Source organism: Lonsdalea iberica (genome assembly GCF_002111585.1).
GTDB classification, from domain to species: Bacteria; Pseudomonadota; Gammaproteobacteria; order Enterobacterales; family Enterobacteriaceae; genus Lonsdalea; species Lonsdalea iberica.
The window spans coordinates 68,477-82,284 of sequence record NZ_LUTP01000013.1 but is presented as its reverse complement, the minus strand read 5'-3'; the positions used below and the strand labels follow the sequence as shown (position 1 = coordinate 82,284).

The window sequence follows — 13,808 nt, the reverse complement described above, 5'->3', positions numbered from 1 at the left end:
CAGACTTGCCGCAGGCCTATGTCGTGTTACTTCACTTCTTTACTCTGCCGCACCGTCGGTGTCGTTTCGGCGACGGCGGGGCTTTCAATGGTCAATCTGACCTCGGGCGTAATCACATCGCCCAAAATCGCATAGATTGCTTGTACCTTTTCCAGCACCGCATCTCCGCTATCGCTGATGTAGCCTTCGCTACGCAGCGTATTAACCAGCGTCGAGAAGACGGCCTTATCGAAGAACTCCGGCGCGTTGATGCCATGCAGTAGAGACAGGCGCTGCGCCATCGCACGGCTCTCTTTCTCCAGCGTGCCGCGATTGATGGTCGGATTGCCTTTGAGCAGCAAGAAGGTGATGGCGTACCGCTGCAGCGTTTCGATAACGCCGGCTGCCAGCAACTGCAATGGGCGGCTACGTTCGCTATTAGGCGTCAGGTTTTCGCCCTCGATCACGATGAGCTGCTGATTCGCCAGCTCGGACGTTAACGCCTGCAGCACATCAGCCAGCTGCCCGGTGTCGTAATGCAGGAACAGTTCCGCCTTCAACAAGGGATAAATTAAGGTGACCTGGCGCAACAGCTCAGCCTGCGTAATGTGTCGATGATGCACAATGATGCTGGCGATCAGAGACGGCAGGATCAGCAAGTGCTGAATATTGTTGCGGTAATAGGTCATCAGCACGGCCTGATCGCTTGGGAGGCTGATGATGGTTCCCAGCTTGTCGTTTTCAACCGTGAACTTGTCCATCTTCAACGCATGATCGATCAGTTCGGCAGGCGTTTTATCTGGAGTCGTCGCATTTTCGGTATACGGCACATTGCGCATCAGATGCAGATAGCACTCGAGCTGTTCTTCTAACTGCGTACGGGTCATCGCCCGCTGCGGCGATACCAGCAGGGCGGTGGAGCACAGGTTCATGGCGTTGGCCGCCGCGGCGTTGTTGATGCGTACCATGATGTTGGAGGCGATATCCTGCACGGTAGGCGTCAGCCAGGCGGGTCGCTGCGCTTCAATCGGGTCAATGGCGTCACGCCACTGCGGCACCTTGTTGTTGAGATAGGTCATCAGCGGCAGCGGTTCGCCAAAGTTGACGTAACCCTGTCCCAGATTTCGCAGCTTGCGTAGCCCACGCACCATCTGGAGAAAACCTTCTTTCTCCTTCGTGGCGCCGCGTAGCTCTTTGGAGTACGTGCCGACTTCCATGACATGCTCGTAGCCGATGTAAATCGGCACCAATGTAATGGGGCGCGTGCCGCCGCGCAGCATGGCTTGAAGCGTCATCGCCAGCGTACCGGTTTTCGGATCCAGCAGGCGACCGGTGCGCGAGCGTCCGCCTTCCACGAAGTACTCTACCGAATAACCCCGGGTGAACAGTTCGCCGAGATACTCGCGGAACAGGGTGGAATAAAGCTTGCTGCCTTTGAAGGTTCGGCGGATGAAGAATGCGCCCAGGCGGCGGAAAATAGGCCCCGCAGGCCAGAAGTTCAGGTTAATGCCCGCGGCAATGTGCGGCGGCACCAGCCCTTGGTGATACAGCACATAAGACAGCAGCAGGTAGTCCATGTGGCTGCGGTGACAAGGAACATAAACGATTTCATGGCCGTCTTGAGCCAACTGGCGAACGCGCTCAGCGTTATGGACGTTGATCCCTTGATACAGCCGGTTCCAGGTCCAGCCCAGCACGCGGTCTGTCAGACGTACCGCTTCATAAGAGAAGTCGGCGGCAATCTCTTCCAGCATCGCAATGGCGTTCTGCTGGGCTTTTTCTCGGGAGATTTTCTTCGCTCGCGCCTCGTCATCCACCGCCTTGGCGATGGCTTTCGATGACAGCAGTTTCTTGAACAGCTCCTGTCTAACCGGCAGGCGCGGGCCGACGGCGGCCAATCGCAGACGAGCGAAATGCATACGCGCCACGCGGGCCAGTTTGTGGGCAATGGCGTTATCCGTGCCGTGCTCTGTCGCCATATAGCGCAGCGATACTGGCGTCGAGAAACGGACGAAGCTATCGCGTCCCAGCCACAGAACCGCGAAGAATTTTTCGATGCCGTTCAGCAGGCGCAACTGAGGCGCTTCCTGCTGGTGCCCTTCACGGCCCGGCGAGCGACCAAACATGACTGAAACCGGCACCATCTGGACATCCAGCGACGGATTGTCGCGATGCAGATCCAAATAGTCGTGAAAAAGCTTGATGGATTTCTCTTTGGGTACGTAATAGCGAAATACGCGCGGGCCATTATTGACGAAGACGTAGCTCGGCAACGCTTGACCGTCGACAATTAATGGTTCGAGCGGATCCTGCAGACCAAGCGCCAGACACTTTTCGCGCAGTGTCAGTAAGTCCGCTTTGGAGTTGTAGGGCAGAACGTAGAAAATAGGACGTGTAGGATCGATATCCAGCTCAGCAATCGGATCCAGAGGAATGATTTTGCTCTTTACCAAAAGTTTCAGAGGGAAATTCAATAATTTATAGTAGATTTTACGCCAACCTGACATAACAACTGAGAACCTCTTATTAGCAATGCGCCGCAAGGATAACAGAAACCTTATCGGATATCTGTGGTCATGAGACAATGGGGTGACGCGAAAATTGCGTTCGAAACTAAATAAAAAGGGAGTAAGCAAGGATCATGAATAAGGCGACCGGGATTACCCGCCTTGTCAAAGCAACGGGCTATTCGTTGCAGGGACTTAAACAAGCATGGAGGCATGAAGCGGCCTTTCGTCAGGAAACCATTCTTACTCTGGCAGGCATTATTATTGCCTGTTGGTTGCCAGTTTCAATATTAGAACGGTTATTGTTGATTGGCGCGGTAGTGCTGATTGTGATCGTCGAGTTGGTGAACAGCGCTATCGAAGCCGTGGTGGACAGAATTGGCCCGGAGTATCATGAGCTTGCAGGGAGAGCAAAAGATTTGGGATCGGCTGCGGTGCTGGTGGCTTGCCTATTGGCGGCCGTGGTCTGGGGTGTCTTGCTGTGGGGCCATTTTGCGTGATGGCTCTCATGAATGACGCCAAAAAACAAGGCATAACGCGATTTCTCAGTTCCCATAGGCAGGTTCCCTGTATATACTCACAGCGAAACTGTATAAACAACCAGGGGGCGGAATGAAAGCTTTAACGACCAGACAACAAGAGGTTTATGATCTTATTCGCGATCATATTTCACAAACCGGTATGCCACCCACCCGAGCAGAAATCGCTAAGCAGCTGGGTTTCCGCTCTCCTAATGCCGCTGAAGAACACTTGAAAGCCCTCTCCCGTAAAGGCGTCATTGAGATTGTCACCGGCGCATCCCGCGGTATTCGTCTGTTGATGGAAGAAGAGTCGCTCGGTCTGCCTTTGATTGGTCGCGTCGCCGCAGGGGAACCGCTGCTGGCTGAACAGCATATCGAATGTCATTATCAGGTCGATCCGGCCATGTTTAAGCCAAATGCCGATTTTCTGCTGCGAGTTAGCGGTATGTCGATGAAAGACATCGGTATTCTTGATGGCGATTTACTGGCTGTGCATAAAACGCAGGATGTTCACAACGGTCAGGTTGTTGTGGCGCGCATTGAAGATGAAGTCACGGTCAAACGACTGAAACAGCAGGGCAACAAAGTGCAGCTGTTGGCCGAAAACAAAGAGTTTTCACCTATCGTGGTAGATCTAAGTAAGGAAAACTTTTCCATTGAAGGGTTGGCCGTCGGCGTCATTCGCAACAGCGACTGGAGTTGATAGACCTGCTTGCTGAACGCCCCGTTTATGCATCTTCCGTTACGTTCGGTCTTTCTTGCTGAACGTAGCGGACGAAACCAAAATAAAGTCAGACATTATCCACCGGCTTAATACTTCATCCCTTCTCTGATTTTCTCTTCCTAAGCTGCCAATCTCAGAATCACCGTTCAACGTCGATAAGGCCGAGATTGGAAACTACATGCGGCTCAGCGTTTTTTGATGACGATACTGTGGTCGTGGTTGCAGCTGTCGCGATGCTCACAGGCTTCGACTTTCCTGCACTCAACGCACATGCCATGCGCTTCAACTACACTGTGGCGTAGGGAGAATCCCGTCTGGGCGGCAATTAGCTGCAGTATCTCTTCGATGCCTTCCGTGGGGCTTTCCGTTACCTGGCGACAACGGTCGCAGATAAAGAGCGCTGAGGTGTGGCTATGTTCTTCGAAATGGTGGCACAGCACGTAGCTGTTGGTGGATTCCACTCGGTGGATGAATCCTTGCTCCAGCAGGAAATCCAGCGCACGGTAAACGGTGGGGGGTTTAGCCTGAGGTTCAGCGACACGCAGCAGGTCCAACAGGTCGTAGGCGCTGATGGCGCCAGGCTGTTGGGCCATCAGACGCAGCACTTCCTGACGCTGCGGCGTAAGTCGCACGTTGCGTTGCTGGCATAGTCGCTCAGCCTGGGCAAGAAGTTTGGCCGGATCGGTCGAATCCATCGCTGTAACCCTGAAGAAAAGTGGTGAAGATAGTGATTTATCTTACCATGACTCCGCAAAAACGCCGAGTCAGGCAGGGAAAGCGTTACACCACCAAATCGATCAGCAGGGCTCGCGTCGGCGTTATCGCCTGTAGGGCGATGGCCGTTTCCTGCTGAATAAAGGCACCATCGCCGCAACGCAATGTTTTGCCCTCATCGGATTGGCAGCGGATGCCAACTTCACCGTGAATAGACTGAACGTAGGCCCGATTACCCTTGAAGGTATGCGTCAGTGATTCTCCCGCAGCCAGATTGAGATGGTAAACCCAGACCTGTTGTCTTAGATGCAGGCTGCTATTTTCGTCGTCAGGGGAAGCCAGCAACTGACAGCGATCGTCGTTCAGAGACATACGTTGTAGCGCGCTGTTTTCGCGCGTAGGACACGCATCCAGCCACAGCTGAATGCGGGTCAGCGGCGTGTCGACGGAAATATTTTGTTCGCTATAGCTGAGGTTGGGCTGAGTCGACAGCAACATGACGTCGCCAGCTTTGGCCTGCGTGTGATTACCGTTACTATCCCGATATTCGGCTTCGCCTTGTAGAAGAAGATTAAGGATATCAACGCGCGGATAGATCCGCGCCTGGAAGGCGGCCTTGGGCGCCAGGACTTCCTGATTCAACACGCGTAACGAGCCGAATCCCAGCAAGTCGGGGTCAAAATAATGGCCGAAGGAGAACGTATATCGTGCTTGCAGCCACCCGTAGTCAGCCTTGCCGCAGTGCTCTGCTGCTCTGCTAATCATCATGGTGTCAGGCCCCCTTAATTATTCGACTTTACAAGGGTAATAGGCTGGACGGTAGATTGTTAGCTAGTTAATCTGGTGGGGACGTTCAAAAATCCTGAATGAGAATATCTATGTCGAAAGATCGGGCGTTAACATTGGAAGCGTTGCGGGTAATGGATGCTATCGATCGTCGGGGCAGCTTCGCGGCCGCGGCGGATGAGCTAGGCAGAGTGCCCTCGGCGCTGAGCTACACGATGCAAAAATTAGAGGATGAACTGGATGTGGTGTTATTCGACCGCTCGGGTCATCGCACTAAATTTACTAATGTGGGGAGGATGCTGCTGGAGCGTGGGCGAGTGCTGCTGGAAGCCGCAGATAAGCTGACAACGGACGCCGAAGCGCTCGCCCGCGGCTGGGAAACCCATGTCACCATCGTCGCGGAAGCATTGGTGCCGACGGAGCGCCTCTTTCCGCTGCTGGACAAGTTGGCGCTGAAAGCCAACACGCAGGTTTCTATTCTGACCGAGGTATTGGCGGGCGCCTGGGAACGGCTGGAACAGGATCGCGCCGATATCGTGATCTCACCGGATATGCACTTCCGTGCGACGTCGGAGGTTAATACGCGCAAGCTTTATTCGGTAAAAAGCGTCTACGTCGCCAGCCCCGATCATCCCATTCACGATGAACCCGAACCGCTGTCAGAAGTGACTCGTGTCAAGTATCGAGGTATCGCCATTGCTGATACCGCCCGAGACCGCCCTGTGCTCACGGTACAGCTGTTAGATAAACAGCCTCGCCTGACGGTGAGTACGATGGACGATAAACGCCGGGCGTTGCTCGCCGGGCTAGGCGTCGCGACGATCCCATACAAACTGGTGGCGCAGGATATCGCCGAGGGGCGGCTGCGGGTAGTCAGCCCGGAAAGCACCTTCGAAAGCCAGGTCATCATGGCCTGGCGCCGCGACAATATGGGCGAAGCCAAATCCTGGCTGCTGCGAGAGATCCCCAAAGTATTGCGTGACTCCTGATGACCGCCGGACGGCAACGCGGGAGTATCCCACGGTTCTGCCGTCACGCTGCCCCGACTGGGCGTTAGTGGCGGAACCGGCTTTCTCGGTCGTGTGGCTTTGTCAACGATAACTCAGGGCCGATGGAGATAATGCCGCAGGGGTTAATCGTGGCATGGCTGCGGTAATAGTGGTGGCGAATGTGATCCATATTGACCGTGTCAGCGATACCCGGCAATTGATAGATATCCCGCGTAAAACCGTACAAATTTTCATAATCCGTCAAACGCCAGCGATCGCACTTGAAATGGGTGTGATAGACCGGGTCGAAGCGAATGAGCGTGGTCCATAGCCGCAGGTCGGCCTCCGTCAGACGTGAGCCGGTCAGATAACGCTGTTGGCTCAGCCGTTGTTCCAACCGTCCCAGCGCTTCAAACAGCTGCGCGACTGCCTCGTCGTAAGCGCTTTGCTGCGTGGCGAAGCCCGCCTTGTAGACACCGTTGTTAACCTGGGGGTAAATCCATTCGTTTAATTCATCAATATCCGCGCGCAGCGCCAGCGGATAGTAATCGCCCGGCGTCGCGCCCACCTCGTCGAACGCCGTATTCATCATGCGAATAATATCCGCCGACTCGTTGCTGACGATAGTTTGTTGTTGCGTATCCCACAACACGGGTACGGTCACTCGGCCGCTATAGTCGGGCTTGGCGTGCAGGTAAAGCTGATAAAGGTAGCTGTGTTGATAGAGTCTGTCGCCGGTTGCCGCGGGAAAATCAGTCGCGAACGTCCAGCCGTGTTCTAACATCAGAGGGTGCATCACGGAGACGCCGATGTGCGCTTCTAATCCCTTCAGCTTCCGGAGCAACAGCGCCCGGTGCGCCCACGGGCAGGCGAGCGAAACATACAGGTGATAGCGGCCAGACTCTGCGCGAAATCCGCCTACGCCGCTGGGGCCGGGACGGCCATCCGGCGTCACCCAATGGCGGAATGAGGTTGGCGGGCGTTGGAATTGTCCGCCCGTCGACGAGGTGTCATACCAGATGTCGTGCCATTGCCCTTCAACTAATTGTCCCATCGTGCTCTCCTCCCCAAAATGATGTCGCTCAGAACGCCAGGTTATATCGGCTATCTCTTGAGTCACAACCCGACTGCGTGAAACGCCTTGAAAGCTGTGGCATGGCGTTTCACACGGCCGGTTGAAACAAGTACAGCACGACTGTTCCGGGTATTACCACTTCTTATTCAGTAGGCGGTCGAGACTGTAAGCGCCGGGCCCGGTGACGAATAGCAGGAGATAACCGCCGGTTATGGACAGGTTTTTCATAAACATCAGCTCATTACCCGCCTGTGTAAAATCGTGGTGGAAAATAAGCGCGGTAAGAAGAGCGAATATTGCCGTCGAGATGGCGGCGGTGCGAGTGAGAAAACCAAAGAGGATCGCCAGTCCGCCGCCCAGCTCCAGAAGAATCGTCAGGGGCAGCAACGCGCCGGGTACGCCCATCGCCTGCATGTATTGCTGGGTGCCGGCATAGGCGTCGCCCAGTTTGCCGTAACCGGCGTAAATGAACAGTATCGGCATGAGGATACGGGCAACCAATATCAGGGCATTGTCTAATATTTTCATCAATTCTCTCTCCGGTCGGCATAGTGCGATTCAGTACGCTGAGGGTGATTATCTCTCGATAATCAGTCTATTCTTAGCCGTAAATGACGGTTAATGAGGATGTTAGAAGGGAAGTGAGAGGTAAGACAGCAAGTAATATTGTCTTTTTTGTTCAATTAAATTGATTCGACGGTGGGGGCATAAAAAAAGCCATGCCTCGAAGGGCATGGCTATGTCTTCGTGGGCTAGGCGCGTGGGAGGATGTTGCGCACTAATTTGACCGCACCCCAAACGCCCGCGGCTTTGCGAGCAACCTTGAGCAGACGGCCGGGACGTCGCAGGCCGACGACGGCCACAAGCCCTGCGCCAGCAATCAGATAATTACGCATGCCGACGAGTTTTTGCCAATAGCGATCGCACGGTTCAGTAGCTTCAAGCCACTGCCTTTTTTCCGAGACCAGTTCAATGCGTTGCTGATGGATGAGACTCACCAACCGCGCTTTTTCCTGTGTCAGATACCGTTTACGGCTCACTTCAGCTTTTCCTCCAGCAACGCCCGATCGTTAGCCAACTCTTTCCGGGTCTCTTTCAGCAGCGTTGCACTGCGCGCGCGCAGCAGCGCCCAGAGGCCGCCGATAATCGCCAGTCCCAGCAGAATACCGGTTATCCAGCAGAGTCCCAGAAGGCGATACTCAGGTTCCAGGCTCCAAATCACCAGCGCAATCAGGCACATCAGACCAAACGTGGTGAATATCAGGGTTAGCCCAACCAACAGCAGCAACTGAACCAGATTGCTCTTTTCTTGTTCGAGCTCGACGACGGCGAGCTTGACCCGCGTTTCAGCCATCCCGGCGAGCAAGGTGATGATGCGTTTCACCGTCGCTACGCAGGCAATGGCGGGGCCCTGTCGTTCTTGATCACTCATAGCGATTAACGACGTGCGAGCAGAATGCCGACAACGAGGCCTACGGCCGCGCCAATTCCAACGCCAGCCCAAGGTTTTTCACGAATATAATCTTCAGCCTGTCCGGTCGCTTCACGTGTGTGAGCTTTGATACGTTCACCGGTTTCATTCAGACGGGAGCGGGACTCTTGCAGGACGCCCTCCGCTTTTTCGCGCAGTTTTTCCAGGTCGCCCTTGGACTTTTCGCTGGAGCTACGCAGTACTTCTTCCAGCGTATCGCCAAGAGATCGTAATTCTTCACGCAGCTGCTGTTCTGAACTGGATTCACGAGACATAGCAAAACTCCCTAATGTGATGAAAGCTGATATTCAACTATAGACGATATTTCAATTTGCGCGCGGTCACCCCTTGCGTTGATGGCGGTAAGTACGCCGCAACGGCAGTGACAAAAGCGCGGTGAGATAACCCCGAGGATTTATCCCAAATGAGATGATGGCGGCGGTGAATACTTCTGCGCGGGTTGGCCGCTTTTCGCAATCTGAGCCACGACATTGACCTGTGGGAGCACCATGCGCAGCACGTCGCGCGCGTCTCTGCTCTGTTCCGGGCAAGATAGCCTTACCACGATGCTGTCCTGCGCCGGGATGATGCTTTCAATACCGATGCCGCGTTCATTGAGACGCTGATAAATGTAAAACCCATCCGGAAGGGGGGCGCCCTGATGCTGTGGGCTGATATGTAGGGTGACTTCATCTGGCGTGTGGTGGGATGACGTCACCATGACAATAACGGGCAGCAGCAGTAGCAGTAGACGCCAGACGGGCTTGTTTTTCAGCCAGCGGCTCACCATGTCTTAATGTCCTTTTCCACTATTAACGGCGCGTTTCTTGCGCCAAAGTACGACCAATGATCCCACCAATCCGATGCAGAGCAATACCAAGGGCAGCATCATGAGGAAAAACATCAGCTGGCCTTCGTATTTACGAAAGACCGGCGTATTGCCCAGCGCATAGCCGAGCGAGACCAAAATGATGACCCACAGGAAGGCGCTCATCCAGTTGAAGAACTGGAAGCGGGCGTTATTAAGCCCGGATAGCCCCGCGATCGTAGGCAGCAGTGTCCGGATAAACGCGAGGAAACGCGCGATCAACAACGCCGACAGACCGTGACGGTGGAACAGCTGGTGCGCTCTTTGATGGTAATGAACAGGCAGGTGCGAGAGCCAACTCTGCACCAGCCTCGTATTGCCGAGCCATTTGCCTTGCAGATAGCTCATCCAGCAGCCCAGGCTGGCCGCCGTGGTCAGCAGAGCGATGGTAAATGGATAGTTCATCGTGCCTTTGGCGATGAGCACGCCGACAAGAATTAACAGGCTGTCGCCCGGCAGAAAGGCGGCGGGCAGCAAACCGTTTTCCAGTATGAGGATCAGGAACAACAGCCCGTAAATCGTCCAAACCAGCTTGGGGTTAGCGAGAATGTCGAAGTTTTGGTGCCAGAGTGCATTAAGAAGTTCTTTAATCATTTCCATCTGGTATTCCTGTACTGCGGCATGGGGATAAATTCTCTGCCCCCCATGAACGGCAATAGGTCACGGTAAGTTTCAAATCCTGCTGCCATAGCGTCATTTTGCGCCAAAGGGGCTTCTTTCGGCGAGAAGCAGGCTTAGGCTGATGCATCGGCAATGAAACGTTGCTCGATGGCGCGTTATTTATTGATTTTATTATTCGAACGATCCTGAGTTGGCATACCTGAATCGACGACGGCAATACAGCGGATAGCCATGAAAACGCGGAGTCATGCCTCGTTAAAATGACTGACAACCCGTTTCAGGGGTTTTGCCCAAACTGCTACCGATAAACATATAAAAAAACGCCATAACTGTAACAAAATAGGTAGGGCTGAGATAGGGAAATATCAGCGGTAAAAGTCAGATAATTCGCGGTTTTAGCTGCGATAATCGTGGATACAGTCATATTTTACACTTGTTGACAGAAATCGACGTTTTATGACCTTTTTTCCTATTGTTTCGATTATTTCCGCCCGGCAAAAAGGCGATAAACAGGCTCAGTATAGACAAGCCTGGTGATAATAAAAAAAGATAACGCCCGGTAAGGTGTTTACCGGGCGCGTGATTCAGGACCATGAAAATGACGTCAATGAGATTAGCGTGCCGCGCGTCGATTGACCCAGATATTGATCAGTATGGTCACCAACAGTATTGCCGCTACGATACCGAGCGACAGCGAAACAGGAATATGGAAAAGATCGATCAGCATCATTTTGACGCCAATGAAGATCAGGATCACCGCCAGACCATATTTCAGTAGTGAAAACTTTTCGGCCACGCCGGACAGCAGGAAGTACATGGCACGGAGACCCAGAATAGCGAAGAGGTTGGAAGTCAGCACAATAAAGGGATCGGTCGTTACCGCGAAGATGGCGGGAATACTGTCCACGGCGAAAATCACGTCGCTGATTTCCACCATGATCAACACCAGGAACAGCGGCGTGGCATAAAGCAGGCCGTTCTGGCGGGTAAAGAAGCGTTCGCCTTGCAGGGTATCCGTCATCCGCAGATGTTTGCGAAGCCAGCGGACCACCGGCTTGTCGCCGACCGCCGCGTCATCTTCTTTCGCCATCGCCATTTTGACGCCGGTAAACAGCAAGAATGCGCCGAAGATATACAGCAGCCACTGGAACTGCGTTACCAGCCAACTTCCCGCGAACACCATGATAGTGCGTAGCACGATGGCGCCCAGCACACCGAAAATCAGCACTCTGCGTTGATACTGCGCTGGGATGGCGAAGTAACTGAATAGCATCAGCCAGACGAAGACGTTATCGACCGCCAGCGCTTTTTCAATCAGATACCCGGTAAAGAAGGCCAGCGCCTGAGCGTCGGCAATCTCCCTTCCCATCGTGCTGTTGAGATACCACCAGAAACCAGCGTTAAACAGTACGGCCATCGTGATCCACACGATAGACCAACTGGCCGCCTGCTTAAATGTCATGACCGACGACCCCTTTTTTCCCTGAGAGAAAAGGTCGATAGCCAGCATGACCACAACAATGGCAGCGAAGCTGCCCCATAACCACGGTGTGCCTATGGAAGCCATAGTTCATATCCTTAAAGTGTAAAAACAAAACGGCCCACGTCGTTAGGCGTGGGCCGTTTGCGCGCATTATTCGCAAATGAACCTCGCCTCCCGGCAAGGTCTCACTTACAACTTAATGTGCGTACGCATTAAGGTTGCCCGGTAACCGAGTGCAAACGCACTGTGATGACGACTAACCGGCGAAGAAGTTACTCCCCTTTGCGTGACTGAAGATAGGTGAAATATTGACCTCGGTCAAACCGACTTCGTCCTCTGTCGACGGGAGCAAGACAGCGATGCCGCCGGCTGTATTCACACAAGGGAAACGCAACGACGAGAAAAGCATTTACTGACGCGTTCTTTTAGGGGATAAACAGCGCAAATTTGCATTTTTACAGGAGAGGCTATGAGCCAACTCGATCTGGAAACGAGCACCTTGACGTTGGTGCGCTACCCCCTTTCGGCTCAGGAGACCGCACTGCAGGCCTGGGAAGCGGCCGACGAATATCTGTTGCGCGAACTGGCGGAAATGTCGTTGAGCGATGGACCCCGCCTAATTTTTAACGATGCGTTTGGCGCATTGGCCTGCGGGTTACAGGCGCAATCGCCTTACAGCGTCAGCGATTCGCACCTCAGCCAGCTGGCGACACGGCACAATTTGACGCAGAACGGTTTTGACGCCGAGGCGGTTACTTTACTGGATAGCCTGTCGGATCTGCCCGCCGCTCCGGCGCTGGCCGTCATTAAAGTCCCTAAGACGCTGGCGCTGCTGGAGCACCAATTGCGGATGCTCAGCAAGGTGGTGACGCCGCAGACGGTCATCATTGCCGGGGCGAAAGCGCGCGACATTCATACTTCTACGCTGACGTTGTTCGAACAGTTCCTAGGCCCGACCCGGACTTCTCTGGCCTGGAAGAAGGCGCGCTTGATTCATTGCCAGCCCGACGGGCGGGAAGCCAGCGTCCCCTTGCCGCTTACAGAGTGGCCAGTACCTGAACACGGTTTTCAGATAGCCAATCACGCCAACGTCTTCGCGCGCGGTGGCCTTGATATCGGCGCGCGGCTCTTCATGCAGCATTTACCGCAGGCGCTGGAAGGCCAGATCGTCGACCTGGGGTGCGGCAACGGCGTGGTAGGGCTGACCGCTCTTGATCTGAATCCTCAGGCCACCATCAGCTTCCTGGATGAATCTTATATGGCGGTCGCCACCAGCCGTAAGAATGTAGCGCTGAACCGGCCGCAGGATCTCGATCGTTGTGGGTTTGCGGTGAATAATTCGCTGGCCGGTATCGCCGACGGGAGTCTTCAGGCTGTGCTGTGCAATCCGCCGTTTCATCAGCAGCAGGCGATCTCTGGCGATATCGCCTGGCAGATGTTCACGGATGCGAAGCGTTGTCTTAGCGTCGGCGGGGAACTGCGAATTGTCGGCAATCGCCATCTGAACTATTTCCAGAAGCTGAAGCGTCTGTTTGGGAATTGCGAAACTATTGCGAGCAATCCGAAATTCGTCGTGCTGCGCGCCATGAAAAGCGCCTCTAAACGCCGCTAGCCCGGTAAACGGAGTCCTGAGCCTGAATGGGCGATTTGTGGTCAAGTGAGACTGTCATTATAATTCGCGGGATATTCAGGCAAAGGAATCTCTATGTGTATTGATGAGTGGGAAACGCGACTGGACAGCGCGCTGCAAGCGTTGGAGTCCAGCGTGCAGCAACAGCAGCAGCATTGTCGCGAGCACGTTCAGCAGCTCAATGCGCAATTGACGCTGGCCCGGGAGCAGGAAGCGGAACTAAGAGAGCAGATAGAAACGCTGGTGGCGCGGATGAATTCGGTTAGCGCATCGCCGGAGCGCAATCCTCTGCTACAGAAGGTCAACGTGATTCGTACCCATATCGATGCGTTGGCCGAAGACGCCGAGGCGTTCTGCCAGTCTTTGCCCTGACAGGGAAAAGGAGAGGCGTCGGACACTCTCCTTTATCCCTGCAACATTCTGTTAATCTTCATTTGTGC

General features: G+C 54.2%; 16 protein-coding genes. 5 read left to right on the top strand and 11 right to left on the bottom strand.

Features of this window, described 5'->3' with window-relative positions:
- Positions 1–26: 26 nt before the first annotated feature.
- Positions 27–2,486 (bottom strand): glycerol-3-phosphate 1-O-acyltransferase PlsB, encoded by a 2,460-nt coding sequence (plsB, locus tag AU511_RS07305; RefSeq protein WP_094109247.1) that lies wholly within the window; start codon positions 2,484–2,486, stop codon positions 27–29.
- 131 nt (positions 2,487–2,617) lie between these two features.
- Here plsB and AU511_RS07300 point away from each other — a divergent pair, with 131 nt between their 5' ends.
- Both AU511_RS07300 and lexA read left to right on the top strand, forming a co-directional pair.
- Positions 2,618–2,986 (top strand): diacylglycerol kinase, encoded by a 369-nt coding sequence (locus AU511_RS07300; protein WP_240503788.1) that lies wholly within the window; start codon positions 2,618–2,620, stop codon positions 2,984–2,986.
- A gap of 112 nt (positions 2,987–3,098) precedes the next feature.
- The gene (lexA, locus tag AU511_RS07295; RefSeq protein WP_026739595.1) at positions 3,099–3,710 is read left to right on the top strand and encodes a transcriptional repressor LexA; all 612 of its coding nucleotides are present in this window, start codon (positions 3,099–3,101) and stop codon (positions 3,708–3,710) included.
- A gap of 206 nt (positions 3,711–3,916) precedes the next feature.
- Here the strand turns inward: lexA and zur are convergent, their stop codons facing one another.
- Positions 3,917–4,426 carry a zinc uptake transcriptional repressor Zur gene (gene zur, locus AU511_RS07290; protein ID WP_094101721.1) on the bottom strand — a complete coding sequence of 170 codons (510 nt, stop codon included), beginning with the start codon at positions 4,424–4,426 and terminating at the stop codon, positions 3,917–3,919.
- 85 nt (positions 4,427–4,511) lie between these two features.
- On the bottom strand, positions 4,512–5,213 hold the full coding sequence (locus AU511_RS07285; protein WP_094109246.1) for a pirin family protein: 702 nt from the start codon (positions 5,211–5,213) through the stop codon (positions 4,512–4,514).
- Positions 5,214–5,323: 110 nt separating this feature from the next.
- On the opposite strand from AU511_RS07285, the gene AU511_RS07280 reads away from it, so the two are divergent.
- Positions 5,324–6,220 (top strand): LysR family transcriptional regulator, encoded by an 897-nt coding sequence (locus tag AU511_RS07280; RefSeq protein ID WP_094109245.1) that lies wholly within the window; start codon positions 5,324–5,326, stop codon positions 6,218–6,220.
- Between the two features lie 64 nt (positions 6,221–6,284).
- Here AU511_RS07280 and AU511_RS07275 read toward each other — a convergent pair whose 3' ends face one another.
- The 8 genes from AU511_RS07275 to AU511_RS07240 all read right to left on the bottom strand — a co-directional run bounded on the left by AU511_RS07275 (position 6,285) and on the right by AU511_RS07240 (position 11,822).
- Positions 6,285–7,274, bottom strand: a complete 990-nt coding sequence (locus AU511_RS07275) for a glutathione S-transferase family protein (RefSeq protein WP_094109244.1) — start codon at positions 7,272–7,274, stop codon at positions 6,285–6,287.
- A gap of 153 nt (positions 7,275–7,427) precedes the next feature.
- Complete coding sequence (locus AU511_RS07270; RefSeq protein ID WP_094109243.1) at positions 7,428–7,823, bottom strand: DoxX family protein; 396 nt, start codon at positions 7,821–7,823, stop codon at positions 7,428–7,430.
- A gap of 224 nt (positions 7,824–8,047) precedes the next feature.
- Positions 8,048–8,335, bottom strand: coding sequence for a YqjK-like family protein (locus tag AU511_RS07265; protein ID WP_094109242.1), 288 nt, complete (start codon positions 8,333–8,335; stop codon positions 8,048–8,050).
- Positions 8,332–8,727 (bottom strand): phage holin family protein, encoded by a 396-nt coding sequence (locus tag AU511_RS07260; RefSeq protein ID WP_094101727.1) that lies wholly within the window; start codon positions 8,725–8,727, stop codon positions 8,332–8,334. Before AU511_RS07260 ends, AU511_RS07265 begins: the two co-directional genes overlap by 4 nt.
- 5 nt (positions 8,728–8,732) lie before the next feature.
- Complete coding sequence (locus AU511_RS07255) at positions 8,733–9,041, bottom strand: ElaB/YgaM/YqjD family protein (RefSeq protein WP_026739603.1); 309 nt, start codon at positions 9,039–9,041, stop codon at positions 8,733–8,735.
- 140 nt (positions 9,042–9,181) lie between these two features.
- Positions 9,182–9,556: an EnvZ/OmpR regulon moderator MzrA gene (gene mzrA / locus AU511_RS07250; RefSeq protein WP_094101728.1), complete on the bottom strand. Its 375-nt coding sequence runs from the start codon at positions 9,554–9,556 to the stop codon at positions 9,182–9,184.
- Positions 9,557–9,559: 3 nt separating this feature from the next.
- Positions 9,560–10,234, bottom strand: coding sequence for a DedA family protein (locus AU511_RS07245; RefSeq protein ID WP_094101729.1), 675 nt, complete (start codon positions 10,232–10,234; stop codon positions 9,560–9,562).
- 634 nt (positions 10,235–10,868) lie between these two features.
- Entirely contained in the window at positions 10,869–11,822 is a 954-nt protein-coding gene (locus AU511_RS07240; protein ID WP_094109241.1) for a TerC family protein, read from the bottom strand.
- 385 nt (positions 11,823–12,207) lie between these two features.
- Between AU511_RS07240 and rlmG the strand changes: the two genes are divergently transcribed.
- Positions 12,208–13,350: a 23S rRNA (guanine(1835)-N(2))-methyltransferase RlmG gene (gene rlmG, locus AU511_RS07235; protein WP_094109240.1), complete on the top strand. Its 1,143-nt coding sequence runs from the start codon at positions 12,208–12,210 to the stop codon at positions 13,348–13,350.
- 93 nt (positions 13,351–13,443) lie between these two features.
- On the top strand, positions 13,444–13,740 hold the full coding sequence (locus AU511_RS07230) for a hypothetical protein (protein ID WP_094101732.1): 297 nt from the start codon (positions 13,444–13,446) through the stop codon (positions 13,738–13,740).
- Positions 13,741–13,808 lie beyond the last annotated feature (68 nt).

Excerpts from the sequence above, each read along its gene's own strand:
- AU511_RS07260 (WP_094101727.1), bottom strand. The coding sequence starts at position 8,727 with ATGAGTGATCAAGAACGACAGGGCCCCGCCATTGCCTGCGTAGCGACG.
- AU511_RS07270 (WP_094109243.1), bottom strand. The coding sequence starts at position 7,823 with ATGAAAATATTAGACAATGCCCTGATATTGGTTGCCCGTATCCTCATG.
- AU511_RS07240 (WP_094109241.1), bottom strand. The coding sequence starts at position 11,822 with ATGGCTTCCATAGGCACACCGTGGTTATGGGGCAGCTTCGCTGCCATT.
- plsB (WP_094109247.1), bottom strand. The coding sequence starts at position 2,486 with ATGTCAGGTTGGCGTAAAATCTACTATAAATTATTGAATTTCCCTCTG.
- AU511_RS07275 (WP_094109244.1), bottom strand. The coding sequence starts at position 7,274 with ATGGGACAATTAGTTGAAGGGCAATGGCACGACATCTGGTATGACACC.
- lexA (WP_026739595.1), top strand. The coding sequence starts at position 3,099 with ATGAAAGCTTTAACGACCAGACAACAAGAGGTTTATGATCTTATTCGC.
- AU511_RS07255 (WP_026739603.1), bottom strand. The coding sequence starts at position 9,041 with ATGTCTCGTGAATCCAGTTCAGAACAGCAGCTGCGTGAAGAATTACGA.
- rlmG (WP_094109240.1), top strand. The coding sequence starts at position 12,208 with ATGAGCCAACTCGATCTGGAAACGAGCACCTTGACGTTGGTGCGCTAC.
- AU511_RS07245 (WP_094101729.1), bottom strand. The coding sequence starts at position 10,234 with ATGGAAATGATTAAAGAACTTCTTAATGCACTCTGGCACCAAAACTTC.
- zur (WP_094101721.1), bottom strand. The coding sequence starts at position 4,426 with ATGGATTCGACCGATCCGGCCAAACTTCTTGCCCAGGCTGAGCGACTA.
- AU511_RS07285 (WP_094109246.1), bottom strand. The coding sequence starts at position 5,213 with ATGATGATTAGCAGAGCAGCAGAGCACTGCGGCAAGGCTGACTACGGG.
- mzrA (WP_094101728.1), bottom strand. The coding sequence starts at position 9,556 with ATGGTGAGCCGCTGGCTGAAAAACAAGCCCGTCTGGCGTCTACTGCTA.
- AU511_RS07280 (WP_094109245.1), top strand. The coding sequence starts at position 5,324 with ATGTCGAAAGATCGGGCGTTAACATTGGAAGCGTTGCGGGTAATGGAT.
- AU511_RS07230 (WP_094101732.1), top strand. The coding sequence starts at position 13,444 with ATGTGTATTGATGAGTGGGAAACGCGACTGGACAGCGCGCTGCAAGCG.